At 63.4% G+C, this 26902-nt stretch carries 24 protein-coding genes; 5 read left to right on the top strand and 19 right to left on the bottom strand.

Features of this window, described 5'->3' with window-relative positions:
• The first annotated feature begins 29 nt into the window (after nucleotides 1-29).
• Nucleotides 30-272, top strand: a complete 243-nt coding sequence (locus AC1D0I_RS16120; RefSeq protein WP_477396293.1) for a type II toxin-antitoxin system CcdA family antitoxin — start codon at nucleotides 30-32, stop codon at nucleotides 270-272.
• On the top strand, nucleotides 272-571 hold the full coding sequence (locus AC1D0I_RS16115; protein WP_477396291.1) for a CcdB family protein: 300 nt from the start codon (nucleotides 272-274) through the stop codon (nucleotides 569-571). The genes AC1D0I_RS16120 and AC1D0I_RS16115 overlap by 1 nt, the downstream gene beginning before the upstream one ends.
• A 29-nt stretch (nucleotides 572-600) precedes the next feature.
• Here the strand turns inward: AC1D0I_RS16115 and AC1D0I_RS16110 are convergent, their stop codons facing one another.
• Entirely contained in the window at nucleotides 601-2304 is a 1704-nt protein-coding gene (locus tag AC1D0I_RS16110) for a hypothetical protein (RefSeq protein WP_477396289.1), read from the bottom strand.
• Nucleotides 2305-2378: 74 nt separating this feature from the next.
• A complete protein-coding gene (locus AC1D0I_RS16105) occupies nucleotides 2379-3677 on the bottom strand; it encodes an adenylosuccinate synthase (RefSeq protein WP_477396287.1) in 1299 nt (432 codons plus the stop codon).
• Nucleotides 3678-3890: 213 nt separating this feature from the next.
• Between AC1D0I_RS16105 and AC1D0I_RS16100 the strand changes: the two genes are divergently transcribed.
• The gene (locus AC1D0I_RS16100) at nucleotides 3891-4799 is read left to right on the top strand and encodes a DMT family transporter (RefSeq protein WP_477396285.1); all 909 of its coding nucleotides are present in this window, start codon (nucleotides 3891-3893) and stop codon (nucleotides 4797-4799) included.
• A gap of 58 nt (nucleotides 4800-4857) precedes the next feature.
• Here AC1D0I_RS16100 and serA read toward each other — a convergent pair whose 3' ends face one another.
• The 5 genes from serA to glmM form a co-directional block, all read right to left on the bottom strand.
• Complete coding sequence (gene serA / locus AC1D0I_RS16095; RefSeq protein ID WP_477396283.1) at nucleotides 4858-6456, bottom strand: phosphoglycerate dehydrogenase; 1599 nt, start codon at nucleotides 6454-6456, stop codon at nucleotides 4858-4860.
• Between the two features lie 152 nt (nucleotides 6457-6608).
• Entirely contained in the window at nucleotides 6609-7784 is a 1176-nt protein-coding gene (locus AC1D0I_RS16090; RefSeq protein ID WP_477396281.1) for a phosphoserine transaminase, read from the bottom strand.
• A gap of 203 nt (nucleotides 7785-7987) precedes the next feature.
• Nucleotides 7988-8758, bottom strand: a complete 771-nt coding sequence (locus AC1D0I_RS16085; protein WP_477300001.1) for an outer membrane protein — start codon at nucleotides 8756-8758, stop codon at nucleotides 7988-7990.
• Between the two features lie 297 nt (nucleotides 8759-9055).
• On the bottom strand, nucleotides 9056-9883 hold the full coding sequence (locus tag AC1D0I_RS16080; protein ID WP_477396279.1) for an outer membrane protein: 828 nt from the start codon (nucleotides 9881-9883) through the stop codon (nucleotides 9056-9058).
• Between the two features lie 302 nt (nucleotides 9884-10185).
• Nucleotides 10186-11538, bottom strand: coding sequence for a phosphoglucosamine mutase (gene glmM / locus AC1D0I_RS16075; protein ID WP_477396277.1), 1353 nt, complete (start codon nucleotides 11536-11538; stop codon nucleotides 10186-10188).
• Nucleotides 11539-11906: 368 nt separating this feature from the next.
• Between glmM and AC1D0I_RS16070 the strand changes: the two genes are divergently transcribed.
• Nucleotides 11907-12743: a hypothetical protein gene (locus AC1D0I_RS16070; protein WP_477396275.1), complete on the top strand. Its 837-nt coding sequence runs from the start codon at nucleotides 11907-11909 to the stop codon at nucleotides 12741-12743.
• A gap of 75 nt (nucleotides 12744-12818) precedes the next feature.
• On the opposite strand, the gene AC1D0I_RS16065 is transcribed toward AC1D0I_RS16070, so the two are convergent.
• The 10 genes from AC1D0I_RS16065 to ybgC all read right to left on the bottom strand — a co-directional run bounded on the left by AC1D0I_RS16065 (nucleotide 12819) and on the right by ybgC (nucleotide 23489).
• Nucleotides 12819-13328 (bottom strand): imine reductase family protein, encoded by a 510-nt coding sequence (locus AC1D0I_RS16065; RefSeq protein WP_477396273.1) that lies wholly within the window; start codon nucleotides 13326-13328, stop codon nucleotides 12819-12821.
• Between the two features lie 134 nt (nucleotides 13329-13462).
• On the bottom strand, nucleotides 13463-15391 hold the full coding sequence (gene ftsH / locus AC1D0I_RS16060; RefSeq protein WP_095089505.1) for an ATP-dependent zinc metalloprotease FtsH: 1929 nt from the start codon (nucleotides 15389-15391) through the stop codon (nucleotides 13463-13465).
• 127 nt (nucleotides 15392-15518) lie between these two features.
• Nucleotides 15519-16889: a tRNA lysidine(34) synthetase TilS gene (gene tilS / locus AC1D0I_RS16055; protein ID WP_477396337.1), complete on the bottom strand. Its 1371-nt coding sequence runs from the start codon at nucleotides 16887-16889 to the stop codon at nucleotides 15519-15521.
• Between the two features lie 58 nt (nucleotides 16890-16947).
• Nucleotides 16948-18018: a tol-pal system protein YbgF gene (gene ybgF / locus AC1D0I_RS16050; RefSeq protein ID WP_477396271.1), complete on the bottom strand. Its 1071-nt coding sequence runs from the start codon at nucleotides 18016-18018 to the stop codon at nucleotides 16948-16950.
• A gap of 224 nt (nucleotides 18019-18242) precedes the next feature.
• Complete coding sequence (gene pal, locus AC1D0I_RS16045) at nucleotides 18243-18749, bottom strand: peptidoglycan-associated lipoprotein Pal (protein WP_095089511.1); 507 nt, start codon at nucleotides 18747-18749, stop codon at nucleotides 18243-18245.
• A gap of 254 nt (nucleotides 18750-19003) precedes the next feature.
• Nucleotides 19004-20287 (bottom strand): Tol-Pal system beta propeller repeat protein TolB, encoded by a 1284-nt coding sequence (gene tolB / locus AC1D0I_RS16040; protein WP_245331229.1) that lies wholly within the window; start codon nucleotides 20285-20287, stop codon nucleotides 19004-19006.
• 66 nt (nucleotides 20288-20353) lie between these two features.
• Nucleotides 20354-21511 carry a TonB family protein gene (locus AC1D0I_RS16035; protein ID WP_095089515.1) on the bottom strand — a complete coding sequence of 386 codons (1158 nt, stop codon included), beginning with the start codon at nucleotides 21509-21511 and terminating at the stop codon, nucleotides 20354-20356.
• Nucleotides 21512-21518: 7 nt separating this feature from the next.
• The gene (gene tolR / locus AC1D0I_RS16030) at nucleotides 21519-21971 is read right to left on the bottom strand and encodes a protein TolR (protein ID WP_457150860.1); all 453 of its coding nucleotides are present in this window, start codon (nucleotides 21969-21971) and stop codon (nucleotides 21519-21521) included.
• Between the two features lie 10 nt (nucleotides 21972-21981).
• Nucleotides 21982-22692, bottom strand: a complete 711-nt coding sequence (gene tolQ, locus AC1D0I_RS16025) for a protein TolQ (RefSeq protein ID WP_095089519.1) — start codon at nucleotides 22690-22692, stop codon at nucleotides 21982-21984.
• Nucleotides 22693-23018: 326 nt separating this feature from the next.
• Nucleotides 23019-23489, bottom strand: coding sequence for a tol-pal system-associated acyl-CoA thioesterase (gene ybgC, locus AC1D0I_RS16020; RefSeq protein ID WP_095089521.1), 471 nt, complete (start codon nucleotides 23487-23489; stop codon nucleotides 23019-23021).
• Between the two features lie 57 nt (nucleotides 23490-23546).
• Between ybgC and AC1D0I_RS16015 the strand changes: the two genes are divergently transcribed.
• Nucleotides 23547-24797 (top strand): glycoside hydrolase family 5 protein, encoded by a 1251-nt coding sequence (locus AC1D0I_RS16015; RefSeq protein ID WP_457150859.1) that lies wholly within the window; start codon nucleotides 23547-23549, stop codon nucleotides 24795-24797.
• Nucleotides 24798-24801: 4 nt separating this feature from the next.
• On the opposite strand, the gene AC1D0I_RS16010 is transcribed toward AC1D0I_RS16015, so the two are convergent.
• Both AC1D0I_RS16010 and ruvB read right to left on the bottom strand, forming a co-directional pair.
• Nucleotides 24802-25698 carry a metallophosphoesterase gene (locus tag AC1D0I_RS16010; RefSeq protein ID WP_457150858.1) on the bottom strand — a complete coding sequence of 299 codons (897 nt, stop codon included), beginning with the start codon at nucleotides 25696-25698 and terminating at the stop codon, nucleotides 24802-24804.
• A gap of 149 nt (nucleotides 25699-25847) precedes the next feature.
• On the bottom strand, nucleotides 25848-26885 hold the full coding sequence (gene ruvB, locus AC1D0I_RS16005; protein ID WP_477227687.1) for a Holliday junction branch migration DNA helicase RuvB: 1038 nt from the start codon (nucleotides 26883-26885) through the stop codon (nucleotides 25848-25850).
• Nucleotides 26886-26902 lie beyond the last annotated feature (17 nt).

Genomic DNA, 26902 nt, shown 5'->3' with positions numbered 1-26902 from the left:
ATATTATGCGCATAAAAGAGGCTATGTCCATGCTCCAATCGACGTCAAAACCTCAGCGCAAGTCCGTCAACACGTCCATTGACTCTCAGTTGATCAACGACGCGAAGGCGCTGGGTATTAACATCTCCCGCGCCGCCGAGGCGGGTATCGCGAAAGCGATTGCGGCGGAAAAAACGCGTCGATGGCAAGAAGAAAACAAGGAAGCCATTAAAAGCTCCAACGAATATGTCGAGCGCAACGGACTGCCATTGGCCAGACACCGGCTCTTTTGATGGCACGTTACGATTTCTATCGGAATACCGAGGGCAAAGGTTACCTTCTCGATGTTCAGTCCGACCTTCTTGACGGGCTGAGCACGAGAGTCGTCATTCCGTTGATGCCGCCCAACATAGCCCCGGTTCCGGGCCGCCGGCTAAACCCGACCTTCGCCATCGATGGCAAAAATCATGTGATGGTCACGCAGTTCATGTCAGCCTTGACGGCCTCTGAACTCCCGGGTGCAGAGGGGAATCTTTCCATGCACCATGACGACATCGTCGCCGCGCTCGACATGCTGTTCCAGGGCTTTTGAGACAGCGGGCGCCACGCCCGACGCCCTGCTCAGCCCGCCGTCTTCGCCTGCCAGGCCTTGATCGCCTCGTCGAACACCTTCTCGCCGGGAATGCCCTTTTCCATGGTCAGCAGCGCCCGCCGTCCGGTCTTGTAGACGACCGGCACATCGATCCAGTCCTGCCCGCGTAGCAAGGTCATGTTGGCGTCCTCATCGGCCTTGGTGTCGTTTAGCGCAACGAGGAAGAAACCGTCGGCGATCTTGGCCGGAATGCCGATCAACGGGCTGCCGGCATCTTGCTCCGAACTCTTCATCGCGACGCGCAGGATGTTGTCGACACCGCCGCCTTCGAAGCCGTCGGGCGTCAGGAAGATCATCTCGATGATATGGCTGGCCGGCAATGTCTGGTCGGTGTTGCGACGGATGGTCATGCGCAACTGGATGTCCTTGCCGGGAATGGTTGCCTCAGCACGGATCGCCGGTTCCGGTGGCAGGTCGCCACCGGGCGATTCCTGCACCAGCGACCAGACGATGCTGCCGGGCTCCGCCGAACCCTGGGCGGTGCTGGTGCGCTCCTCATAGAAGATTGCCTTTTGGCCCACCGGCAACGCGGTTTCCGCAGGCGCGGCCGCCGCGGCTGCAGGTGCCGGCGCGGCGCCTGCCGGTGCTGCTGCCGGTGCTGGCGGCGTGGCGGCTGCCGGTGCTGGCGGCGTGGCGGCTGCAGCCGGCGCCGCAGGTGCGGCCTCCGCTGCAGGAGGCGTCGCCGGTGCCGGTGCCGTACCGGGTGGTGGCGTTGTGGCGGGGGCGGCCGCGGGCGGAGTGGCGGCAGCTGGTGCAGAAACCGCTGGCGCGTTCGTCGCCGAGGGCGGCGTGGTCAGTGCGGCGACCGATTCGCCTTCGCCGATGCCGCTCTGTCCGCCGGCCGGGCCGGGGTCGACTTCGCTGCCCTGCGGCGTCAGCCGCTGGGTGAATTTCGGGGCTTCGCTTTCGGTGCCGCCGGCCGCGGGTGCTGGCGGCGCTGCCGCGGCATCTGTTGCCGGCTTGGCCGGCGCCGGCTTCACCGGTTCCGTCTTCACGACCTTGGTGCTGCCGTCGAGCCCCAGCATCTTGCCGAAGGCGTCCTTGTTCAGCCAGATGCCATAGCCACCACCGGCAACGACCAGCAAGGCGACGACGACAGCGATCAAGCCGCCATAGCTGCGCCTGCGTTCGGCGGGCCTCAGGCGCTGGAAAGTGTCCGACACCGGCTCTTCGTTGGTTGAAAAGACATCGACCCCGTCGTCCTCGGCCTCCTCGCTGTCCATCCCCGGAAGGGGCGTTTCTGTGCGAGCAGAAGGCGCTTGCGTCGGCTTTTGCCAGCTTGGCTCGACCTTGGCGGCAGGTGGTGGCGCCGGTCGATAAGGTTCCGGTTTGGCCGCGGGCGGTGCCGGCCAGGTTGGTTCTTCCTTCGTCGGTTGCCGTGCATGGCTCGGCTGGTTCTTGTTGCGGTCGATCGAGGAAAAGATGTGTTCCAGCTCCGCAAGCGGATCAGTGTCCGGCGCGCTCTTGGCGTAGTCCCGCTCGACACTCGCGACAGCGTCTTCCAGGGAGCGCTTCTGCTTGGCTATGACCTCGGCGGACAGCGGCGGCGAAAATTCCGCAAGCCTCTTTTCGAGCGCGGTACGCGCACCGTCATAGATCCGCTTGCGCGTATCGAGTCCCGGCTCGCCGTGCTTGTCGAGCTGCCTTTTCAGAACAGAAACGAAATCTGCCATGCTTCGGTCGACCTGTATTTTGCTCCCGGGCCGGGCCCCGCAAATCGGCCGCGATGCCCGGAAAGGCTGAGAAACTAGTCTTGAAACGGATCGGTCACAAGTATCGTGTCATCCCGTTCCGGGCTGGTGGACAGGAGCGCGACCGGGGCGCCGATCAGCTCCTCGATGTAGCGGACATATTTGACGGCCTGGGCCGGAAGATCGTTCCAGCTGCGTGCGCCGGCGGTGGTGCCCTTCCAGCCCTCCAGCGTCTCGTAGACCGGTTCGACGCGTGCCTGCGCGCCCTGGCTGGCCGGCAGATAGTCGATCATCTCGCCGTCGAGACGGTAGCCGGTGCAGACCTTGATCTCGTCCAGCCCATCGAGCACGTCGAGCTTGGTCAGCGCGATGCCCTTGATGCCGTTGACGGCGACGGCCTGGCGCACCAGCACCGCGTCGAACCAGCCGCAGCGGCGCTTGCGGCCGGTGACGACACCGAATTCATGGCCGCGCGTGCCGAGGAACTCGCCGATCTCGTTCTTCTGCTCGGTCGGGAACGGGCCTTCGCCGACGCGCGTCGTGTAGGCCTTGGTGATGCCGAGCACATAGCCGATGGCGCCCGGGCCGACGCCAGAGCCGGCGGCCGCCTGCCCAGCGACCGTGTTCGACGAGGTGACGAACGGATAGGTACCGTGGTCGATATCGAGSAACGTGCCTTGCGCGCCCTCGAACAGGATGCGTTCGCCAGCGCGGCGCTTGTCGTCCAGGATTTTCCAGACCCGGTCCATGTAGGGCAGGATCTCGGCCGCGACCGAGGTCAGCTCATGCATGATCGCTTCATGCGTGACTTCGGCATGTCCAAGTCCGCGACGCAGCGCATTGTGGTGCGTCAGCAGCCTGTCGACCTTCAAGGGCAGCGTTTCCAAATCCGCCAAATCCATCACCCTGACCGCGCGCCGGCCCACCTTGTCTTCATAGGCCGGGCCGATGCCACGGCGGGTCGTGCCAATCTTCGTTCCGGAATTGGAGGCGGCGTCCTCGCGGAATCCATCCAGCTCCCGATGTAGCGACAGGATAAGCGCTGTGTTTTCGGCTATTTTCAGGCGATCCGGCGCCACTTCGACGCCTTGCGCCTTGAGCTTCGCCACTTCGGCGACGAAAGCATGCGGGTCGAAAACGACGCCATTGCCGATGATGGACAGCTTGCCCTGGCGCACGACCCCGGACGGAAGCAACGACAATTTGTAGACCTTGCCGTCGACGACCAGCGTGTGGCCGGCATTGTGGCCACCTTGAAAGCGCACCACGACATCGGCGCGCTCCGACAGCCAGTCGACGATCTTGCCCTTGCCCTCGTCGCCCCACTGCGAGCCGACGACCACCACATTGGCCATGTTTCTTTTCCCTTGAGACGCCGCCGAGCGGCTTGAATATGGTTCGAAACGACAGGCCTCTATAACGTCAAGACCTCGTGAGCGCGACCTTTCTTTGCCGCCAAAATTGCGCTGAGGCACAACAATTTTCGGCTTTGACATCATTTACTTGGGCAGACGGGGGCAATAGGCCGGCAAACACCGCAGCTCACCTCTGGCGCCCGGAATCCCGCCATGCATCGACGCGCCTACATATTCCTGCTGCTCACCACCTTGCTGTGGGGCGGCAACTCGGTGGCCGGCAAGCTGGCGGTCGATCACGTCTCGCCGATGACACTCGTCTTCCTGCGCTGGGTGCTGGCCGTGGCGATCTTGCTGCCGATCGGCTTTCAGACGATACGCAAGGACTGGCCGGTGGTGCGCAAGCACTGGCTCGTGCTGGCGGCTCTTGGCGCCAGCGGCTTCACCTTGTTCAACACGATCTTCTACACCGCGCTCAACTACACGACGGCCATCAACGTCTCGATCGAACAGGCGGCGATGCCTATCCTGATCATCGTCGCCAATTTCGTCTTCTTCCGCTTGCGCGTGAACGGGGCGCAGATTGTCGGCGTCGTGCTGACCATCGCCGGCGTGGTCCTGACTGCCTGCCATGGCGATCCGCGTCGGCTGTTGACGCTGGAGCTCAATTTCGGCGACGCCATCATGCTGGTCGCGGTGTTTCTCTACAGCGGCTATTCGGTCGGGCTGCGGCTGAAGCCGGCGATGCACTGGCAGAGCCTGATGCTGGCCCTGTCGGTTGCCGCACTTGTCACCTCGCTGCCCTTCTTCGTGTGGGAGATCGCCGCCGGCAAGGTCATCGTGCCCGACGCGCGCGGCTGGCTGGTCATTGTCTATACCGCGGTCGGCGCCTCGGCCATCTCGCAGATCTTCTACATCAGGGGCAACGAACTGATCGGCGCCAACCGCGCCGGCCTGTTCATCAACCTGGTACCGATCTTCGGCACGCTGCTTTCGGTGCTGATCGTCGGCGAGACATTCCAACTCTACCAGGCGCTGGCTCTGGTGCTTGTGGTGGGCGGCATCGGGCTTGCCGAATACAGCGGGCGCAAGGCAGCGCTGCGGTCGGCCAGGACACGCTGAACAAACGAAAGGCGCGGACCAGGCCGCGCCTTTCGATCTTTCGTAGCAAGTCGCGGGGTCACATCGAGTTGACGTCGAAGTGCAGCCGCTTGGCCGAGTCGATCGACTTGTGCGCCTTGACCTGCTCCAGCACGTTTTCCGGGAATGGCGCATCGAGATAGAGCAGCGCGATGGCATCGCCGCCCGGCCGATTGCGACCAAGCTGGAAGTTGGCGATGTTGACGCCGTTCTCGCCGCACACCGTGCCCAGCAGGCCGATGATGCCCGGCGCGTCGGCATTGGTCGTATAGAGCATGTGCTGGCCGACCTCGGCGTCGAGGTTGATGCCCTTGATCTGGATGAAGCGCGGCTTGCCATCGGAGAAGCAGGTGCCGGCGATCGAGCGTGTCTTGTGCTCGGTCTTGACCGTCAGCTTGATGTAGCCGTCGAACACGCCGGACTTGTCGCGCTTGACCTCGGCAACGATGATGCCGCGCTCCTTCACCATGATCGGCGCCGACACCATGTTGACGTCGGAGACCTGCGGCCGGATCAGCCCGGCAAGGGTGGCGCTGATCAGCGCGCGCGTGTTCATCGTCGCGGTCGAGCCGTCGAACAGGATCTCGACCTCCGTGATCGGGTCTTCGGTGACCTGGCCGACAAAGGCGCCGAGCACTTCGGCGAGCTTGACGAAGGGCTTCAGCCGCGGCGCTTCCTCGGCGGTGATCGACGGCATGTTGATGGCGTTGGAGACGGCTCCCTTGATCAGGTAGTCGGCCATCTGTTCGGCGACCTGCAGCGCGACATTCTCCTGCGCTTCCGCCGTCGAGGCGCCGAGATGCGGCGTTGCCACCACATTCTCCATGCCGAACAACGCATTCTGCTCGGCCGGCTCGACCTCGAAAACGTCGATGCCGACACCAGCCACCTTGCCGCTCTTCAGCGCCGCGATCAGGTCGGCTTCGACGACCAGCCCGCCACGCGCGCAGTTGATGATGCGCACGCCGTTCTTCATCTTGGCGATCGCGGCGGCGTCGATGATGTTGCGCGTCTTGTCGGTCAGCGGCGTGTGCAGCGTGATGAAGTCGGCGCGGGCGAAAAGCTCATCCAGCTCGACCTTGTCGACGCCAAGCTCTTCGGCCCGCCTGTCCGACAAGAACGGGTCGAAGGCAATGACATGCATCTTGAGGCCGACGCCGCGCGTGGCGACGATCGAGCCGATGTTGCCGCAGCCGATGATGCCCAGCGTCTTGCCGGTGATCTCGACGCCCATGAAGCGGTTCTTTTCCCATTTGCCGGCATGGGTCGAGGCGTTGGCTTCCGGGATCTGGCGCGCCAGCGCGAAAATCATCGCCACCGCATGTTCGGCGGTGGTGATCGAATTGCCGAAGGGCGTGTTCATCACGATGATGCCCTTGCGGCTCGCCGCCGGGATATCGACATTGTCGACGCCGATGCCGGCGCGGCCGATGACCTTGAGATTGGTGGCGGCATTGATCAGCTTTTCGGTGACCTTGGTCGCCGAGCGGATGGCGAGGCCGTCATACTGGCCGATCACTTCGGCGAGCTTTTCCTTGTCCTTGCCGAGGTCGGGCAGATAGTCGACCTCGACGCCGCGATCCTTGAAGATCTGCACGGCGGTGGGAGAAAGTTTGTCTGAGACGAGAACGCGAGGCATGGATTTGATCCTTTGCGATTGGCGACCCTCCACCTTGAGAGGAGGGTCGGCGCGGAAGCACCGGGATGGGGTCCTTGTGGGCCGGATGGCCTGATCTTCTGGATGTTGGATCGTTGAGCCGGGTGGAGGCGACCCCACCCAGCCCTTCGGAGTCAGGCCGCGGCCTTGAGCGAGGCCTTTTGCGCGGCAAAGGCCCAGTCGAGCCAGGACAGCAGCGCTTCGAGATCGGCGGTGTCCACCGTCGCGCCGCACCAGATGCGCAGGCCGGGCGGTGCGTCGCGATAGGCGCCGATGTCATAGGCGACACCTTCCTTGTCCAGCACTGAGACCAGCCCCTTGGCGAAAGCCGCCTGCCCGTCGGCGTCGAGCGCGGACACGTCTGGGTCGGTGAAGGACAGGCAGACCGAGGTGTTCGACCGCGTCGCCGGTTCGACGGCGAGATGACCGAGCCATGAGGACTTGCCGACAAAGCGATCGATGACGGCGGCATTGGCATCGGCTCTGGCGATCAGTGCCTCGAGGCCGCCGATCGACTTCGCCCAGTGAAGCGCGTCGAGATAATCCTCGACGCACAGCATCGACGGCGTGTTGATGGTCTCGCCCTTGAAGATGCCTTCGATAAGCTTGCCGCCCGAGGTCAGGCGGAAGATCTTCGGCAGCGGCCAGGCCGGCTTGTAGGTCTCCAGCCGCTCGACGGCGCGAGGCGACAGGATCAGCATGCCATGCGCGCCCTCGCCGCCCAGCACCTTCTGCCAGGAGAAGGTGACGACATCCAGCTTGTGGAAGTCGAGCCTTTGCGCAAAGGCGGCCGAAGTCGCGTCGCAGATGGTCAGGCCCTTGCGATCCGCGGGAATGAAATCGCCGTTAGGCACCCGCACGCCCGACGTGGTACCGTTCCATGTGAAGACCACATCGCGATCGAAGTCGATCTTCGCCAGGTCGGGCAATTGGCCGTAGCCGGCCTCGATCTTGCGCACGTCGGCAAGCCTGAGCTGCTTGACCACATCGGTGACCCAGCCGGAGCCGAAGCTCTCCCAGGCGACCATGTCGACGCCGCGCTCGCCGAGCAGTGACCACAGCGCCATCTCGACCGCGCCGGTGTCCGACGCCGGCACGATGCCGATGCGGTAGTCCGCCGGAACCTGGAGAATTTCCCGCGTCAGCTCGATCGCCTGTTCGAGCTTGGCCTTGCCGATCTTGGCGCGGTGCGAACGGCCGAGCGCAGCAGCTTTCAGCGCCTCGACCGACCAGCCGGGGCGTTTTGCGCAGGGACCTGAGGAGAAATTGGGATTTGCCGGACGGAGTCCGGGCTTCGTATGTGTCGTCATCGTGGTCTATCCTTCCAGATAGTGGCCCCTCGTTGGGGAGGGGTGGCCCACGGACGGCGATATGCGTTCAGGCTTCGGGCGTCAAGAGGAAAGTTTTTGTCGTTGGCAGGATACCGGCGATCCGTGATCAGGATGTCGCGACCTCGAACGCAAACGGCAGATCCGAAGATCCGCCGCCGGTGTTTTGATGTGTACCGAGCCTGCTACCAGAGATCGTAGCGTAGCCCGAGCTTGAGCTGGTGATTGCTGATCCCCTTGTGGACCGGGAAGGAGGTCAGGCTTTCGGCAGTCACATATTCGGCGTCGGGGGCGGAAAAATACTGATAGCCCAGATCGACGGAAACGTTCTTCGACACCTGATAGGCAAGCCCCGCATTCAACGTGTAAGCCAGCGAGTACTTGGTCTGGTCGTCCTGCTGGATCAACTCGCTGGTCGGGTCATTGTTGTCGATGAAGCTAGCCGAAAGCTTGCGCGTGCTGCGGACAACGCCGATACCGGCGCCGAGGTAGGGCGTGATCCCGACATAGGTACCAAGGTCGACATAACCGTTGAGCATGCCAGAGAAGGCGTAGTTCTTCAGCGATGCCGATGCCACGGTCGACTCTACCGGCGGCGTCACGATCGCTGAATTGTCATAGCCGACGCTGATCTTGTTGCCGGGCAGGTAGCCGAGATTGAGATCTGCACGCAGATAGTCGTTGAAATGGTAGCCAAAGCCGATGCTGACAAAGATGGGATCTTCCTTGTCGTCGTAGCTCGCCGGCGTGAAGGTGAAATCCTCATTTTCGAAGCTCTTCTGCACCAGATAGGAGACATCGCCGCGCAGATACCAGCCCGAGCCGACCTCGACGGGCACATAGTCCGGCGCCTGGTCGACGTAGATCGGCGGATCATAGTCGGCGGCGAGCGTGGGCGTCAGCGGCATAAGGGCAAGTGCGCCGAGCGCCAGCGCTATACGCGAAGTAACTGTCATGGACCCGACTCCCGAATTTGGCGCCGCCAGCTATTGCAACGGCAGCCATCGTTTCAGGAAGCATTGTTAACCATAGTGGTTAAGTGCCGGTTAAGGCTAACAGAGCGTTAGCAAATTCATTTCCGGCGGAAACTTTCATTGCAGGCGACCCACGAGCAATCCAGGAAAAGTGTCAAACGGATTGCGTCAAGACAAAGAGATTGAGCGGTTCTGCGTTTCCATGAAACGCAGAACCGCTCAAACGAAAACCGCCCGGTCGATGCCGGGCGGTTCGCGAACTTGCTGGGAATGCTGGCGTTACTTGGTGTAGACCGGCTCGGGTTCGGGCTGATAGGCAACCACCGGCGCCGCGCAACCGTTGTTCCCGCCGAACTGATAGCGCAGGCCACCGCGCACCTCGTGGGTGTTGATGCCGCCGTCGAAGCCGGGGCCGGCGCTGCTTGCGTCCCATTCGAACATGCGACCGCCCTGGATGTGGCTGTAGCGATAACCGGCATCAAGGATGATCTTGTCGGTCAGGCAGTAGGAAGCACCGGCCATCAGAGCGTAGGCGAAGCGCCAGTTGGACGAGCCGGGGTTGAACTCGGTGGTGTTCGGGTCCCTGAGATCATCCCATTTGACATGCGCGCCGCCGATGCCGGCACCGACATAGGGCGTGATGCCATGATATGTGCCGAGATCGGCATAGGCGTTTGCCAGCAGGAGCAAGGCGCTCATCTTTGACTCTTCGGTCGATGTCGAGACGGCATCCGAAGTGCCGCCGTCGAAGTTCGACTTGAACCAGTAGTCGGCAGTCAAGTCCGTGCGGAAGTAATCATTGACCTTGTAACCAACACCGCCGCCGAGCGAGAAACCGCCCTTGAGATTGGCGAAATCGAAGCTCTTGCTGCCGGGTGTGATCAGGCAATTACAGGGATCGATGGAGTAAGTCATGTAGTCGACGCCGCGCACATCCGACTTGTGATAGTCGATATCGCCGCGAATATACCAGCCGCCAATATCGGCCGGCTGCTCGTAGACCGGCGGCGGAGCCTCTTCGACCACCGGGAGGTCGGCTGCGAAAACCGGCCCGGTCAGCCCTGCGAACAGCGCAGCGAGCAGGGCCTTTCTTGCTGTATTGAACATGCTTGTCACCCCTAGGAAGTTCGGAACGGCGATCGTGTCCGAAATGCGATTGCTTTCAGTCGTGGATAATGAATTGCAAAGGTTAAAAGGCGTTTAACCCTGTTGCTTAACCACGAATCTCTACACTTCGAGGAATCAGGGCGCGATTTTCGAGACCGGGAGCGACTGCTGGCCAACAAAAAGCCCGCCAGAAGGGCGGGCCTTTTTTTGCGGGTGGATATGCTGAGGCGCGACGCCTGCATGGGCGCTGGGCGACGCCCTTTGGGCGCGTTGGGCGCGACGCCCTTCGGGCGCGCTAGAGATCAGGCGGCGCTGCGTGTTTCCGAGATGACTTCGACGATGTCGTTGACGACGGCCTCGACCAGTTGCGGGTCGTCGCCCTCGGCCATGACGCGGATCAGCGGCTCGGTGCCGGATGGCCGGATGACCAGCCGCCCGGCCTTGCCCAGGCGGTGGCGGGCATCCTCGATGGCTGCCTTGACGGGCGCTTCCTCGAGCGGCTTGCCGCCGGAAATATGGACGTTCTTCAGAAGCTGCGGCACCGGTTCGAATTTCTTCGACAGCTCGCTGACCGGCCGACCCTGCCGTTTGATGCAGGCCAGCACCTGCAGCGCCGAAACGAGGCCGTCGCCGGTGGTCGAGAAATCCGACAGCACGATATGGCCCGACTGTTCGCCGCCGACATTGAGCCCATGCGCGCGCATATGCTCCACGACATAGCGGTCGCCGACCTTGGTGCGGTGCAATTGCAGCTTCATGTCGCCGAGGAAACGCTCGAGGCCGAGATTGGACATGACCGTCGACACGACGCCGCCGCCGGCAAGCCGCCCTCTCTGGTGCCAGGATTCCGCGATCAGTGCCATGATCTGATCGCCGTCGACGATCGCCCCGTTCTCATCGACAATGACGACACGGTCGGCATCGCCGTCGAGCGCGATGCCGATGTCGGCGCGCACTTCGTGCACCTTCTTCTGCAGCCCCGCGGGATGGGTCGAACCGCATTCCTTGTTGATGTTGAAGCCGTTGGGTTCGACATTGATGGCGACGACTTCGGCACCCAGTTCCCACAGTGCCTCGGGCGCCACCTTGTAGGCGGCGCCATTGGCGCAGTCGACCACGATCCTGAGGCCCGAAAGCGACATCGAGCGCGGCAAGGTGCGTTTGGCGAATTCGATGTAGCGGTCATGCACGCCATCGACGCGCTTGGCCCGGCCAAGCCCGTCTGAATCGGCGAGCGTCAGTTCGATGTCCTTGTCGAGCATGCCCTCGATGCGCTCTTCGATCTCGTCGGAGAGCTTGTAGCCGTCAGGGCCGAACAGCTTGATGCCGTTGTCGTAATAGGGATTGTGCGAGGCCGAGATCATGACGCCGATATCGGCGCGCAGCGAACGCACCAGCATGGCGACGGCTGGCGTCGGGATCGGGCCGAGAAGGAACACGTCCATGCCGGCGGCGCACAGGCCGGACACCATCGCATTCTCGATCATGTAGCCCGAAAGCCTGGTATCCTTGCCGAGCACGACGCGATGACGATGACTGCCGCGCTGGAACGAGAGGCCGGCGGCCATACCGACCCGCATCGCGATTTCAGCGGTCATCGGAAATTTGTTGGCGCGCCCGCGAATGCCGTCCGTGCCGAAATAATTCCCTGCCATGCTTACCAGATTCCTCGACAGTTCTTTGCCGGCACGTCATGCCACAATTGGCCGGGGCGCCATGATCACATTGTGTGATTGTATGTTACCAATCCTTAGAAAATCATTGTTGTGCACCGCACACAACATGACTGCAACCCAATTGCTGAGACTGCCACGCTGCAATATACCAGTCATGCGAGCATTTCAGCGCGAATGCACCTGAAAAAATCTTGCTCGCAATCCAGCAACAGGCAACAATTTCATCACCTTGTCGGGAGGAGCCAGCTTTGGGCGGTATATACGCCACTTAGCATCTGGCGCAACCGACCGTTGAGCGTTATTGATTTGCAGGGACGTATCATGGGCTGCTGCAACGGAGAAACGCTATGCTCATCCACCGACTTGCCACTTTGACCGGCCTCGCCGTCGCGACCTTGTTCCTGGCTTCGCCAGCCAACGCGCTGACGATGGCCGAGTGCAGCACGAAGTATAACGCCGCCAAGGACGCGGGGACACTCGCCGGGGCGACCTGGAACCAGTTCCGCAAGGCGCAGTGCGGCACCGATGCCGCCGCGACCACCGATACCAAGCCAGCCGACACCAAGAAGGCAGCTGAAACGAAGCCGGCCAAGGCAGCCAAGACGACCACCGCCGCGGCAACAGACAGCACCGCCAAGGGTCTGACGGCCAAGGAATGCAGCGCCAAGTACCAGGCGGCGAAGGCTGCCGGCACCCTGAACGGCATGAAGTGGAACGACTTCCGCAAGGCCGAGTGCGCCGCCGGCGCATCAGCCGCCGCCGACACCAAGCCGTCAACCACCAAGGCTGCTGCGGCCGCCGACAGCAAGGGTCTGACCATGGCCGAATGCAGCACCAAGTATCAGGCTGCCAAGACGGCCAACACGCTGAAAGGCATGAAGTGGAACGACTTCCGCAAGACCGAATGCGGTGCCGCCGCGTCGGATGACGACACGGTGCCGGCTCCGAGCGAGGCAAACTACACCAAAGAGCCGGCAAAGCCGACGACGGCTGCGCCGAAGGGCGTCACTTTCCCGTCGGCGATCTCGCCGAAATACGCCAGCGAGACCCCCGGAAAGGGCCGCATGCATACCTGTCTCGACCAGTACTATGCCCTCAAGGACGCAAACGCGCTTGGCGGCCTCWAGTGGATCCAGAAGGGCGGCGGCTTCTACAGCCTCTGCAACGCCAAGCTGAAGACCTGAGCGCCATATAACCAGACAAACACAAAGGCCCGCGAGGCGTCAGCTTCGCGGGCCTTTTGTTGCCTTCAAGCAGTCTCAATCGACCTGTTTCGCTGACCGCAGAAGCTCGACCAGGCTGGTGAGATCGGCGTTGGCCTTGCCGGCCGCCACGCCGCGCTTCATCAGGCCTTGCAGCGGCAGCATGAGTTCGGTGCCGATGCCTGCGGCCCTGCTGGCATCGATCAGATTGACATAGGCCTCGGCCTGCATGCCGAGATTGGAGGCGACATTGCTGGTGTGGTCGCCGGCGTCGATCCGCGCGGCCCATTTCGGCAACCCACCTTGCATCGCTTGCAACCATGACATCAGCAGCGGCACGAATTCGCCGGCTGGAATTCCCGCCGATCCCGTCAGCGCCAGCGCCTGCAACACGCCCCCGAACAGGCCATACATGCCCGCCAGCAGCGCGATATCGTGGAGCGGTGCCATGCCGGCATCTTCGCCGAGATATTTGCTGGTTCGCAGCGCATCGAGTTGTTCCGAGTGCGTGTCGAACCCCTGCCGAGAGCCGCTGTAGAGGATCAGGGCGTGCTGCCCGCCGATCATCGGCGGCACCGCCGACCGGCAACGCTCCGGCAAGGCAAGCGCGCTCGCGCCGCACGCCCTATGACCAACGCCGAACAGCAAAACGCCGCGGGTTGAAGCCGCGGCGTTTGTTTCTCTGAAATCAGTGGCCTCTGTCAGCTTGACGGCTGCGGTTCCATGCCGCCTTCGGGCTCCGGCCCCTTCTTGCGCCGGCCGCCGGACTTCGGCACCGCCGAGCCACGGCTGGGCGGCGTGTCGTCGCCAAGGTCGCGCGAAGGCTTCTGCCCGGCGATCAACTGTTTGATCTCTTCGCCCGACAGCGTCTCGTATTCGAGCAGCCCTTCCGCCAGCGCGATCCATTCCTTCTTCTTCTTGGTCAGGATGGATTTTGCCGTCGAATAGGCCTCGTCGATCAGGCGGCGCACTTCGGCGTCGATGATCTGCGCGGTCTCTTCCGAGACGTTCTGCGTACGCGCCACCGAATGGCCGAGGAACACTTCCTCCTGGTTGTCGCCATAGGCGACGTGGCCGAGCTTGTCGGAAAAGCCCCAGCGCGTGACCATGGCGCGCGCCAGCTTGGTCGCCTGCTCGATGTCCGAGGAAGCGCCCGAAGTGATGTTTTCCTTGCCGAACTTGAACTCCTCGGCGACACGGCCGCCCATCATGATGGCGAGGCGCGAGATCATGTATTTGTAGCTCATCGAGTAGCGATCGCCTTCCGGCAACTGCATGACCATGCCGAGCGCCCGGCCACGCGGGATGATGGTGGCCTTGTGCAGCGGATCGGCCGACGGCACGTTGAGCGCCAGGATGGCGTGGCCGGCCTCGTGATAGGCGGTCAGCGCCTTTTCGGCCTGGGTCATCGCCGACGAACGACGCTCGGCGCCCATCATGATCTTGTCCTTGGCGTCCTCGAACTCGGCCATGGTCACCAGGCGCTTGTTGCGCCGCGCGGCCATCAGCGCCGATTCATTGACGAGGTTCATCAGGTCGGCGCCGGAGAAGCCCGGCGTACCGCGAGCGACGACCTTGAGGTCGACATTGGGTGCCAGAGGCACGTTGCGCACATGCACCTTGAGGATCTTCTCGCGGCCGACGATGTCGGGGTTCGGCACCACCACCTGGCGGTCGAAGCGGCCCGGCCGCAGCAGCGCCGGGTCGAGCACGTCGGGCCGGTTGGTGGCGGCGATCAGGATGATGCTTTCGTTGGACTCGAAGCCGTCCATCTCGACCAGCAGCTGGTTCAGCGTCTGCTCGCGCTCGTCATTGCCGCCGCCGAGACCGGCGCCGCGATGGCGGCCGACGGCATCGATTTCGTCGATGAAGATGATGCAGGGCGCGTTCTTCTTGGCCTGGTCGAACATGTCGCGGACGCGGCTGGCGCCGACGCCGACGAACATCTCGACGAAGTCCGAACCGGAGATGGTGAAGAACGGCACATTGGCTTCGCCGGCAACCGAGCGGGCGAGCAGCGTCTTGCCGGTTCCCGGAGGGCCGACAAGCAGCACGCCGCGCGGAATCTTGCCGCCGAGCCGCTGGAACTTCTGCGGATCGCGCAGGAACTCGACGATCTCTTCCAGGTCTTCCTTGGCTTCATCGACGCCGGCAACATCCTGGAAGGTGACGCGGCCATGCGCCTCGGTCAAAAGCTTGGCCTTCGACTTGCCGAAGCCCATGGCTCGTCCGGAGCCGGACTGCATCTGGCGCATGAAGAATATCCAGACGCCGAGGATGAGGATCATCGGCAGCCACGAGATCAGATAGCCGAACAGCGAATTGGAACCGTCGCTCTCAGGCCGCGCATTGATGGTGACGTTCTTGTCCTGCAGCCGCGAGACCAGCGACGGATCGCCGGGCGAATACGTCTGGAAGCCGCTGGCATTGTCGGTGTAGGTGCCGGTGATGCGAGCGCCCGCAATGGTCACCGTCTTGACCCGGCCGGCCGCGACGTCCTGCAGGAACTGCGAATAAGGCACATCGCTGGAAGCCCCTCGCGTCTGCGGCGTCTGGAACAGATTGAACAGGGCGATGAGCAAGACCGCTATGATCGCCCAGAGCGCGAGGTTGCGATAGTTCGGATTCATCAATTGTCCCGTTGGCGTCCGCGCGTCGGACACACGTCATGAGAGGAAACTTGCGCCTAACATAGGGAGAGCGCCTCCCCTTGCCAAGCAGAACAGCAGGTCTGGGTTAAGCTTTCGCCCAACATCGTCAGGCACTGTGGCCACTGAAAGGCAAGGCGGGAAGCGGGGCCGCGCCAATCAGCCTGGCGACGGCCCGCGCCGGTGCCAGGTCGAAGGACGGCAGGAAGCGGGCAAAGGGGGCAACGGCCGGCCGTGCCTCGACCACAGCAGGGGCCCGGATGCTCCCCGGCAAACCCAAGCATTCACCGGCTCGCCATAGCGCCGGCTCGGCGGCGAGCGCGGCGCGCATCAGGCTTGGCGGGGTTTGCCCCTCGCCAATCGGCGGCCGCTTTGCTGCTGCGCCGAACGGGGCGATCAACAATGCGCCGCTGCTGTCGTTCAATGTGATGCGCCGGCGGCCATCCCAGAGGGTGCCCTCGGTGACTGCGGCGGCGGGCGGCAGGCCGCGCGCCTCGCGGCGCAGGAAAATGCCGGCGCGCCGGGAATCGACCACCGTCCGCGACAATGTGGCGCAAAGAAATCCGGCCTTCAGCCGGCCAAACAGCGCCTCGCTGCGGGCCTGGTCCGGCAGAAAGGCAATCCCGCCGGTCGTGGCCAGCAGAAGGCGCAGTGCGTAGACGGCCGCATGCTCCTCCCCGGCGGTCAGCAAGCCAGGATCAAGACGAATGAGCCCCGCCGCCGGCTGGGTCGCGAAACGGCGGATCAGGTCCGCGGCAGCCAGGCCAAGCTGCCAGCGCGCGTTGCCCTCATGCGCGGCCAGCGCCAGCGCATCGTCGATGCGCTGCATGCCGTTCTCGTCGGCTAGCGTCGCGCGCAGGCGCGGTCGCTCGAACGCCTCGTCGACATTGGTCGGGTCGTCGGCCCAGCCGACATGTTGACGTCGCAGGACGTTGCGCAACGCCGCGCGCCGCGTGCCGAGAAGCGGCCGCACGATCCAGCTGCGCCAGTCATACAAGGTGGCCGGCGCCATGCCGGCAAGCCCGCGGCCCGCCGTGTCGGCATGGCTCCCGCCCTCATCACGGACCTGCCGCATCAATACCGTTTCCGCCTGGTCGTCGGCGGTATGGCCGGTCAGGATCAGGCCGATGCCTTGCGCCAGTGCCGCCGCGGCCAGCAGACGGTAACGCGCTTCCCGGGCCGCGGCGGGCAGACCGGTCGATGGCTTGGGGCCGGACCATGTCAGGATGCGATGCGCAATGGCATGCTTGGCGCACAGCCTCGCCATCCCCTGCGCTTCCGCTGCCGAACCGGGCCGCAAATCGTGGTCGATCGTCACTGCCAGCAGCTTCGTTGCCGGCGCAGTGCGGTCGAGATGGTGTTTGAGAAGGAGGAGCAGGGCGGTCGAGTCGCTGCCGCCGGACACGGCCGCAACGGCGCCGCTGGTAAAATCGATATGCGAAAAAAGGCTCTTCGAGAGGTCAGGCTCGATATCGAGCATCAATGCATGTCGCCCAAAGATGGTCCCGGTTTCGGGGCAACGACATGCACGGAAAGGATCAGCACGCCGCCAGCGCCTTTTCCTGCTTGACGCGTTCCCTGAGCGCACCGGAGATGTCGGGGTAGCGCTTGCCGATCTCGCTGAAGGTGGCGCAGGCCACGTCATGCTGCTTCAGGCCGACCAGCGACACGCCGAGCTTCAACAACATGTCGGGAGCTTTCTTGGCCTTGGGATAGTCCTTGCTGGCGGAGAGGAAAGTCTCGGCCGCGTCGCGATATTTCTGCTGGCCGAGCAAAGACTCGCCAAGCCAGTAATGCGCATCCGCCGCCTTCGCATCCTTGGGGAAGCGGGAGATATGATCGCGAAAACCCTGCTCGGCGGTGCTGTAGTCGCCCGAGAGGATGAACTGATAGGAGTTGCGGTAGAGTTCCTCGGGGTCGTTGGTGGCGGGCAATGCCGCCACCACCGTGCCGTCGGACTTGCCGGCCTTGGCCGGAGCGCCGCTGGCTGGCGCGGTGTCCTGCACCGGCGCGGTCGCCTGGGTGCTGCCGCCGGCATCGATGACATTGCCGTTCTTGTCGACGGTGATGGTGCCGAAAGTCTTTTCCGGCGCTCCCGTTCCTGGAATCACCTTGCCGGGGTCGCCATTGGGCGATTCGACGATGACCTCCTGGCCGGCGGCGGGCGCGGTGCCCGCATCGGCCGGCGCCTGCGTTGCCGGAGCCGCTGCCACATCGGTGTTGGTATCCGTCGTGGTGGCGTCCGATTTCTTCTGTGCCGGCGGCTGCCCGCCTTGCGTGCCGCCTTCAAGCTGCTGGAAGCGGAACTCGTTGTCTTCCTGCTGCTTGCGGATCTGCTCCTGCATCTGCAGGACCTGGAAATTGAGTTCCTCGATCTTGCCGTTCATCTGCCGCAGCTGCTCTTCCAGCCCGGTCACGGCGGTACCGTCGGACTGCACCAGCTGAACCTGATCCGATTTCTTCTTCTGGCCGAAAATGCCGGGCAATTCGATGCTGGGCAGATGGAAGGAAAAGCCGCTGTCGGTCGATTGCCCTGTGCCCGCCAGAGCCGTGACGCCTGATAGGAGCAACAGCGCAAGGGTGCCGCTTAGAACCGATCTCAAATGCATGTGCCTCTCGCCGTGATTTCGTTAGCTTGTTCGCGCCTTCCAATCAGAGTGGGACCAGCCAAGCGCCCTCGGCTCATAGCAGGAGCCGAGACTTCGGCCAAATTTTGTTTCGGGTATCCGGATATGAAAAAGGCGGCCCTGGGGCCGCCTTTCGCAAGGGTGTGTGGCATTTTTGCCGCTAGACCGTAGCGCCTCCTTGACGCTCCGGTCGGCAGCACGAAGGCTCAGGAACCGGCGCCGCTGAGCGTGGTGACCGCGCGGCGGTTCTGCGACCAGCAGGAGATGTCGTCGCAAACCGCGACCGGACGCTCCTTGCCGTAGGAAATCGTCTTCAGGCGGCTCGCCGAAACGCCCTTTGCGACGAGGAAGTCGCGGGTGGCGGCGGCGCGGCGGGCGCCGAGCGCCAGATTGTACTCGCGCGTGCCGCGTTCATCGGCATGGCCTTCGATGACGATGGCATACTGCTTGTACTGGTTCAGCCACTGCGCCTGGCGCGAAAGCGTCGTCTGCGCATCGGCACGGATCGAGGTCGAGTCCGTATCGAAGAAGATGCGGTCGCCGATGTTGACGGTAAAGTCCTTCGCCGAGCCGGGCGTTGCCGCGCCGGCGCCGTTGAGGCCAAGGTCGGCGGCATTGTTAGGCGTCTTCTTCGAGGCGCAACCGGCGATGGCGAGCATCGCCACCAGCGCGATCATGACCGGATTTCTGGTAAGTGCTGCGATACGGCCCATGCCGCCTCTCCTTCGCATTTCGAGTGATTTCGTTGATCACCCAGTAACCACGTTTGGGTTAACCGGCATTCAAGAAACACGGTTAAAATTTGGTTTAGACTGCCCGTCCGCAGCCGTTTGGCAAAGCCACATTTCGCGCGGACCGTAGGCGTAAATGCGGCCAAAACGCGACCGTGACGTGAAAAGAGGCCCTGTTGGGCCTCTTTCAGCAGTGCCGCGCGGGATGCTGGAGCAAGGCATGCTCAAGCCCAGCATTATTCCAGCAACGGCGACCAAGCCGGGTCCGAAGCAAAATTCGTCGTCGGGATCGACTGTTCATTGCGGCCGGTGAGGTCGACCGAGACCAGCTTCGGTCCGCCGGCGGAATCCCGGAAGAACATCAGCACGCGGCCGTTCGGCGCCCAGGTCGGCCCTTCCTGCTGGAAACCGGACGACAGGATCCGCTCGCCCGAGCCATCGGTCTTCATGACGCCGATCTGGAATTCGCCGCCTGTCTGTTTGGTGAAGGCGATGAGATCGCCGCGCGGCGACCACACCGGCGTCGAATAGACGCCGTCGCCGAAGGAGATGCGGTTCTGGCCCGAGCCATCGGCGCCCATCACATAGATCTGGGCGCGCCCGCCGCGATCGGAGGTGAACACCACCTGGCTGCCGTCGGGCGAATAGGACGGCGACGTGTCGATGGCGGTCGAATTGGTCAGCCGCGTCGTCGAACGGCTCCGCAAGTCCATGGCGAAGATATTGGAATTGCCGTCGTCGCGCAGCAGGCTCATGATCACCTTCTGGCCGTCGGGTGAAAAGCGCGGCGCAAAGGTCATGCCCGGAAAATTGCCCACCAGTTCGCGCTGGCCGGTCTCGATCTGCAGCAGGTAGACCCGCGGCTGACCGCTTTCATAGGACATGTAGGTGATTTCCTGGCGGTTCGGCGAGAAGCGCGGCGTCAGCACGATCGACTTGCCGTCGGAGAGATAGCGGACGTTGGCACCGTCCTGATCCATGATGGCGAGGCGCTTCTTGCGCGCGTTCTTGGCGCCGGATTCGTCGATGAAGACGACGCGGGTGTCGAAATACCCCTTCTCGCCAGTCAGGCGTTCGTAGATCGCGTCGGCGATGATGTGGGCGACGCGCCTCGTATTGGCGTCGTTGGCAAAGAACTGCTCGCCGGACATCTGCTGGCCGGCAAAGGTGTCCCACAGCCGGTACTGGGCGCGAATGCGGCCGTCAGCCTCCTTGCCGACGCTGCCGGTGACCAGGGCCTGCGCATTGATCACTTTCCAGTCGTCGAAGCGCGGTGCTGCATCCGGATTGGAGATCTTCTCGATAAAGGCACTCTTGTCGATCGGCGCGAACAGTCCCGAGCGCTTCAGATCGGCGGTGACGATTTCGGAGATCTGGGCGCCAAGCGCGTCGCCGCCCTGGAAATCGGTGATGGCGATCGGCAGCGGTTCGACATTGCCCTTGTTGACGTTGAGCTCGACGAGCGCCAGGGCCGGCAACGTGCCGGCAGCAGTCATGCCCATCGCCATAGCTGCGATCATCAGGAGCGGCTTGAGGATTGATTTCATGTCTTCTCGCTTCTCGTACTGATTTTCGGATACTCGGGCCTACAGGCCCAGCATCTCCCTTGGATCGAAGGTGACGCGGACGTCGGCCCAGATGTCCTGCTTGCCCGCGGGGACCTGCAGGCCGGTGACATCGCATTTTTGCACGGCGCGAACGGCACTTTCGTCGAACTGGCGGTTTCCGCTCGACTTTTCGACATTCGGGCGGCCATCCAGCTTGCCGGAGGCGTCCAGGTTGAAGCGGACGACGACKACGAAGTTTTCCGAACCTTCAAGGCCAACCGGAAGGGTCCAGCAGCCGCCGAGCTGGCTTTCAAGGGCGCCCATTTCCGATTTCGACAGCTTCTGGCCCTGATCCTTGTCGCCGCCGAGCGAGGCCTGCTGGGTCGAGCGCTTGGCGCCGCCGCCGGACGGCTTCTGCTTGTCGAGGAGAGCCGAGATTTCGTCGGCGTTGAACTGCTTGTCTTCGGACTTCGGCTTCGACGAGGCTTCCTTGACCGGCTTGTCGGCATCCTTGCGTTCCGGCGCCTTGGCGCTTTCGGCCTGCGCCGGCTGCGGCTTCGGCCGCGCTTCCGGCGCGGGCGCCGAATTCGGCAGTTGCGTCTCTTCGGTGGGCGGATCCTTGGCTATGGCTTCGGCGACAGCGTCAGGCTTGACCTCGGGCGTCGGATCGATGGCCGCGGTCTTGTCCTGCGGCGGCGGGGTCGGCGCCGGCTTGGCCGGCGTCGGCTTGGGGTCCGCCTGCTTGACCGGCTCGGGCTTCACCTCTTCCTTGGGCGTCGGCGCCGGCGCCACTTCCGTTGCCGGAATGGGCTTCGGCTTTTCCTGCGGCTTGGGCACGTCCTCGGGCTTCGGCTTTTCGATCGGGGTCGGCGCCGGCGGCGGAGCCGATGTCATGTCGACCGGCTTCGGCTTGGCCTCCGGCGTTACCGGCTTGTCGGTGTCGACGCTGTTCTCGCCGACCTTCTGCGATACCGGCACGATGTCCGGGCGCTGGGTCGGCACAGGGGCCGGCTTTTCATGCATCACGGCCTTCTTGTCGCCCTGCAATGTCTGCGCGATGGCTTCCATCGGCACGATGTCGACCGCGACCGACTCGACATCGGCGGACGGGAGTGCGGCCGGCGCCGACAGCGTGAACAGGCCGAAGGCCAGCACCGCCGTATGCAAGATCACCGATGTGGTGAGGCCGGTCTTCATCTCGCGTCTATTGATCCTGTTCCTGCAGTGAAACCAGGCCGATATTCTTGTAGCCAGCGGCCGAAATGCGGGCCATCACCTTCATCGCCGTGCCATAGTCGGTGGTCTTGTCGCCACGGATGAAGATGCGCTCTTCATAGCCGGTCTTCGAGATCGCCTGCAGCTTGGCCACCAGTTCCTCGATCGGGATCTCGGTTTCCTGCAGATAGATCTGGCCGGCGGCGTTGATCGAGACGGTGATCGGCTGCGTGTCGGCGTTCATCGCCTTGGCCTGCGTGTCCGGCAGGTCGATCGGCACGCCGACCGTCAGCATCGGTGCCGCGACCATGAAGATGATCAGCAGCACCAGCATCACGTCGACCATCGGCGTGACGTTGATCTCAGACATCAGTGCATGGTGACGGCCGCGCCGCCTGTGGCCGCGCCCACCGCGTCCTCCCATGCCAACGGACATACCCATCAGTTACTCCTCAGGCCTTGGGGGCCACTTTTTCATCGATTTGGCGCGAGAGTATGGCGGAGAACTCGTCGGAGAACCCTTCCATGCGCACCGCTATCTTGCTCGCGTCGGACGACAGTTTGTTGTAGGCGATGACGGCGGGGATGGCGGCGAGCAGGCCGATGGCCGTCGCCAGCAGCGCTTCGGCAATGCCGGGCGCGACCACCGCGAGACTGGTGTTCTTGGAGCCGGCGATCGCCTGGAACGAGGTCATGATGCCGATGACCGTACCGAACAGGCCGATGAAGGGTGCCGCTGAGCCGGTGGTGGCGAGGAAACCGAGGCGCCCCTCCAGCTTTTCCATCTCGCGGGTCAACGCCAGGTCCATCGCCTTGTCGATGCGGGTTTGCAGGCCGAGCGGCGACTTGGCGCCTTTCTCGAAGCTTTTCTTCCACTCTCGCATCGCCGCCACGAAAATGGCGCCCATGCCGGTGGTCTTGCGGTCGGCGAGCGTGCGGTAAAGTTCCTCCAGCGACTGCCCGGACCAGAACACCTGCTCGAACCGGTTGAGTGACAGCCGCATGCGGGCATAGGCAACCAACTTGTCGACGATGATTGCCCAGGTCCAGACCGACGCGCAGAGCAAACCGATCATGACCAGCTTGACCACCCAGCTGGCCTGCATGAACAGCGCCCAAATCGACAATTGCGCGCCCGGTTCGGCGAGTGCGATATTTTCCATCGTTACGTCCTTAAGATTTTCCGGGCGAAGCTGGCGGCTGGCCCCTGGCATCCCTTGTGGTCGGTTCGCACGCAGCTACCGTAACAACCCCAAACCGTGCCGTTGGTGGCCTTTTCAGGGCAAATATTGGTGAAAGGAAGGCGCTTGATAACGCCAAACTTCACCAATCTCTTCATGAACCGTTATGGTTAAGGATGGGTTAGTCCATAAGGCGCGGCGCATTGCCGCGTCCCGCCATCGCAAAGAACCGGAGCGGAGCGTACTTGAAGTACGTGAGCACCGGAAGCGCAGGAAACCCCCGTTTGCAGGCCGGCATCACCTGAATATCAGCGCACCCGCGGCATGAACGCCGCCATCCATTCCCTCGGAAAGCGCCTTGGCCTGCCATTCTCGCCGATGATAGCCGCCTCGACCTTGGCCTCGACCAGCACCTCGTCGCCGCGTTTGAGCTGCTGCGCCATGAAGATGCGCGCACCGGAAATGTCCTCGGTGCGGGTCTCGATCGTCAGGATGTCGTCGATGCGGGCGGGGCCGCGAAAATTGATCTCCATGCGACGCACCACCCAGACGATCTTCTCGCCATGCTTGCCGTCGGCGAGCTCGGTGTGGTGCACGCCGGTCAGCCTGAGATAGTCGGAGCGGCCGCGTTCGAAGAATTCGAGATAGCGCGCATGGTAGACGACGCCGGAGAAATCGGTGTCGGCGTAATAGACGCGCGCCATCAGCCGGTGGCCGAATTCCGTCAACGCGCCGGAAAGCCCTGCCAGCAACGCCGCCGATTCACCATGATCGTCCATTGCGCTTCCTTTTTCAGTCCCGACCGGGCACGTGTTTTCCGCGCGACATAGCATCGGATGGCACTGTTGACGGCGATGATCAAGACCTTGATGGCGGCGCTGTTCGTGCTGGTGGCTCTGTCGCTGCCCGGCCAGGCGGCCACCTTCTCGATGAAGCGCGGCCTCAACCTCGACCAGTGGACGACGTGGCCGGGCGAGGACCGGTGGGGCGATGCCAAGGCGATCCTGCCCTATCCGGAATGGCGCAAATTCCTCAAGGACGACGATCTCAAGGCGCTTAAGGAGGCAGGCTTCGATTTCCTGCGCATGCCGGTCGATCCGTCGCCTTTCCTTTCCGGCCAGACCGTGGCCTTGCGCGACGACCTCTATGCCAGCGTGCTGGACTCGGTGCGCATGATCAACCGCGCCGGGCTGAAGGTGATCGTCGACATGCACCTGATCCCGGCCGGCGGTAGCCGCAAGATCGGCATGGCCGAAGTGATGGACGACCCGCGGACCTTCGACGCCTATGTCGACATGGTGCGCGAGATGGCCCGCACTCTGGCCGGCGAAGACCCCGAAAAGGTCGCCTTCGAGCCCATGAACGAGCCGATCGTCGACTGCGACAGTGACGGCACCAGCCTCTGGCCGGAGCGCCAGCGTAAGCTGTTCGCGGCGGCGCGCTCCTCGGCGACGAAACTGACCCTGGTGCTGACCGGCGCCTGTTATTCGGCCGCGACTTCACTGCAGAAGATCGATCCGAAGACGATCCCTGACGACAATGTCATCTGGACCTTCCACTCCTACGATCCGTTCCTGCTCACCCATCAGGGCGCGACCTGGGCCGGCGACTTCATCCCCTATGTGACCGGCCTGCCCTTTCCGCTGACCGCGGTGCCACAGGCACAGCTCGAGGTGACGCTCGACACCATCCGCGCCAGGATCAAGGCCGAGGCACCGTGGACACGGCGGAGCGGCCTGCTTGCCTATCTCGACGAACAGGTCGCCAGCATGGACAGCCCCGACAAGCTGCTCGGCCTGATGGATGCGCCATTCAGACAAGTCGAGGCGTGGGCGAAGGCAAACGGCATCAAGCCGCAGAACGTCACGCTGGGCGAATTCGGCATGATCCGCCAGGAATATGGCAACGCCTATGTGATGCCGGCCGCGTACCGCGCCGCCTATGTCAGGGACATGATCGCACGAGCCGAAGCGCATGGCTTCTCATGGTCGGTGTGGAGCTATGGCGGCGCCTTCGGCATCGTCGATGCCTTCAACGGCGACAGAGCCGAGCCTGAGGTGATGGATGTGATCCGCGCCCTGCATTGACCGCTCAGCCAAGGTCGATCGACAGGATTTCAGGGCGCATCCCGAAACGCACCGGCACAATGCTGAAGCCAAGCCCGCCCGAGACGATCAGATTGCCGTCGTTCTCGACGACATGGCCATAGGCATAGCGATTGCCGAACCGCGACGGCACGACCGGCGAGTAGCCGAACAGCCGTACCTGTCCGCCATGGGTGTGGCCTGACAGGGTCAGCGACACCCGCGACGGTACGGTGGGAAAAATATCGGGTTCATGTGCGAGCAGGATGACCGGCGAGGCATCACTGACTTTGGCGAGCGTGCCGTCAAGATCGTCAAGCCCCTTGAAGCCGGCGCGAGCCCTGGTCGGCAGCAGGGCCAGCTGATCGGCGAGCCCGGCGATCCAGACGCCATGCCCGTCCTTCTCCAGGCGCATGACGTCGTTCTCCAGGACCGGGATGCCGACTTTCTCCAAGGCTTTACGCGCTATGGTCGGGCCGGCGCCGGCCCGCTGCGCGAAGCCATCGCCCCACCAGTCGTGGTTGCCAAGGATCGACAGCACCCCGAGGGGTGCCTCGAGGCCCGACAGCGCCGATGCCCATTGTGACGGCATCACCGGCCCGGTCACCAGGGGCATGCCGGCGATGTAGTCGCCAAGCAGGACGATCAGGTCCGCTTGCTGCGCATTCGCGTCTTCGACAAGCGAAGCGATCCGCTCCGGTGTCATCCACGGCCGGCAGGCATGGATGTCGGCGAGCGCGACGATGCGCAGTTTCAATCCCGCCGGCCAATGCGGCGGGGTCAGCGTGTAGCGCTTCACATGCGTCAGCAGCATCGGTTCGATGCCGACCGCATAGGCGCTGAGCGCGGCGACCGACAGAAACGACCCGCCGACGAAGCGCAGGATCCCGCGTCTGGTTATCATGCTCGGCTCCGGGACAAAATCGCGGCGACAGTCGCCAAGGCCGCGTTAAAGTCCATGATTGCGCCGGCAAACCGGCGAAGCTGAGGAGATTTTGCGCAAGGACGGTCACGGATCCTTGATCGCCGATCCCAGTCCAATCGTCCGGACCGCTACTCTTCCTGGAACAGGTTGATCTGCTGCTGCGCCAGATCCTTCGGCGCATCGAGGCCGAGGTGCCGCCAGGCATTGGCCGTCAGCATCCGGCCGCGCGGCGTGCGTTGGATGAAGCCCTGCTGGATCAGATAGGGCTCGATGATGTCCTCGATGGCGTCGCGCGGCTCGGACAGGCCGGCTGCGATCGTCTCGATGCCGACCGGGCCGCCGCCGAAATTGCGGGCGATCATCGACAGATACCGGCGGTCGAGGGCGTCGAGGCCGAGCGCGTCGACCTCCAGCCGGGTGAGCGCCTCATCGGCAATCTGGCGATCGACATGGCCATCGCCGGCGACCGAGGCGAAATCGCGCACCCGGCGCAGCAGCCGTCCGGCAATGCGGGGCGTACCGCGTGCGCGCCGCGCGATCTCCAGCGCGCCATCGTCGCCGAGCGGCATTTGCAGGATGCGGGCGCCACGCCGGACGATCTGTTCCAGTTCATCGACCGTATAGAAATTCAGTCGTACCGGAATGCCGAATCGGTCGCGCAGCGGATTGGTCAGCAGGCCAAGCCGCGTGGTGGCGGCGACCAGGGTAAAGCGAGCAAGGTCGATCTTGACCGAGCGCGCCGCCGGTCCCTCGCCGATGATCAGGTCGAGCTGGAAATCCTCCATTGCCGGATAGAGGATTTCCTCCACCGCCGGGCTCAGCCGGTGGATCTCGTCGATGAACAGCACGTCGCCTTCTTCGAGATTGGTGAGCAGGGCCGCGAGATCGCCGGCCTTGGCGATGACCGGGCCGGAGGTCGAGCGGAAATTGACGCCGAGCTCGCGCGCCATGATCTGCGCCAGCGTCGTCTTGCCGAGACCCGGCGGCCCGACGAACAGCACATGGTCGAGCGCTTCGTTGCGGCCCTTGGCGGCTTCGATGAACACTTTGAGATTGGCCCGCACCGCCGCCTGGCCGACGAAATCGTCAAGCGTCTGCGGCCGCAAGGTCTGCTCTGCATCCTCGCCGCGTTTTTCGGGCGTAATGAGACGGGGTGACAGGCTCATGGCACCTTCCTTGCACG

The organism is Mesorhizobium sp. P2_D1, assembly GCF_056404455.1.
Note: the sequence above shows the minus strand (reverse complement) of the source record. Positions and strands in the feature narration are given on the sequence as shown.

Bases quoted from the DNA above. Each gene is read 5' to 3' on its own strand.
- AC1D0I_RS16120 (WP_477396293.1), top strand. From the start codon at position 30: ATGCTCCAATCGACGTCAAAACCTCAGCGCAAGTCCGTCAACACGTCC.
- AC1D0I_RS16115 (WP_477396291.1), top strand. From the start codon at position 272: ATGGCACGTTACGATTTCTATCGGAATACCGAGGGCAAAGGTTACCTT.
- AC1D0I_RS16110 (WP_477396289.1), bottom strand. From the start codon at position 2,304: ATGGCAGATTTCGTTTCTGTTCTGAAAAGGCAGCTCGACAAGCACGGC.
- AC1D0I_RS16100 (WP_477396285.1), top strand. From the start codon at position 3,891: ATGCATCGACGCGCCTACATATTCCTGCTGCTCACCACCTTGCTGTGG.
- serA (WP_477396283.1), bottom strand. From the start codon at position 6,456: ATGCCTCGCGTTCTCGTCTCAGACAAACTTTCTCCCACCGCCGTGCAG.
- AC1D0I_RS16090 (WP_477396281.1), bottom strand. From the start codon at position 7,784: ATGACGACACATACGAAGCCCGGACTCCGTCCGGCAAATCCCAATTTC.
- AC1D0I_RS16085 (WP_477300001.1), bottom strand. From the start codon at position 8,758: ATGACAGTTACTTCGCGTATAGCGCTGGCGCTCGGCGCACTTGCCCTT.
- AC1D0I_RS16080 (WP_477396279.1), bottom strand. From the start codon at position 9,883: ATGTTCAATACAGCAAGAAAGGCCCTGCTCGCTGCGCTGTTCGCAGGG.
- glmM (WP_477396277.1), bottom strand. From the start codon at position 11,538: ATGGCAGGGAATTATTTCGGCACGGACGGCATTCGCGGGCGCGCCAAC.
- AC1D0I_RS16065 (WP_477396273.1), bottom strand. From the start codon at position 13,328: ATGATCGGCGGGCAGCACGCCCTGATCCTCTACAGCGGCTCTCGGCAG.
- ftsH (WP_095089505.1), bottom strand. From the start codon at position 15,391: ATGAATCCGAACTATCGCAACCTCGCGCTCTGGGCGATCATAGCGGTC.
- tilS (WP_477396337.1), bottom strand. From the start codon at position 16,889: ATGCTCGATATCGAGCCTGACCTCTCGAAGAGCCTTTTTTCGCATATC.
- ybgF (WP_477396271.1), bottom strand. From the start codon at position 18,018: ATGCATTTGAGATCGGTTCTAAGCGGCACCCTTGCGCTGTTGCTCCTA.
- pal (WP_095089511.1), bottom strand. From the start codon at position 18,749: ATGGGCCGTATCGCAGCACTTACCAGAAATCCGGTCATGATCGCGCTG.
- tolB (WP_245331229.1), bottom strand. From the start codon at position 20,287: ATGATCGCAGCTATGGCGATGGGCATGACTGCTGCCGGCACGTTGCCG.
- tolR (WP_457150860.1), bottom strand. From the start codon at position 21,971: ATGGGTATGTCCGTTGGCATGGGAGGACGCGGTGGGCGCGGCCACAGG.
- tolQ (WP_095089519.1), bottom strand. From the start codon at position 22,692: ATGGAAAATATCGCACTCGCCGAACCGGGCGCGCAATTGTCGATTTGG.
- ybgC (WP_095089521.1), bottom strand. From the start codon at position 23,489: ATGGACGATCATGGTGAATCGGCGGCGTTGCTGGCAGGGCTTTCCGGC.
- AC1D0I_RS16015 (WP_457150859.1), top strand. From the start codon at position 23,547: ATGGCACTGTTGACGGCGATGATCAAGACCTTGATGGCGGCGCTGTTC.
- AC1D0I_RS16010 (WP_457150858.1), bottom strand. From the start codon at position 25,698: ATGATAACCAGACGCGGGATCCTGCGCTTCGTCGGCGGGTCGTTTCTG.
- ruvB (WP_477227687.1), bottom strand. From the start codon at position 26,885: ATGAGCCTGTCACCCCGTCTCATTACGCCCGAAAAACGCGGCGAGGAT.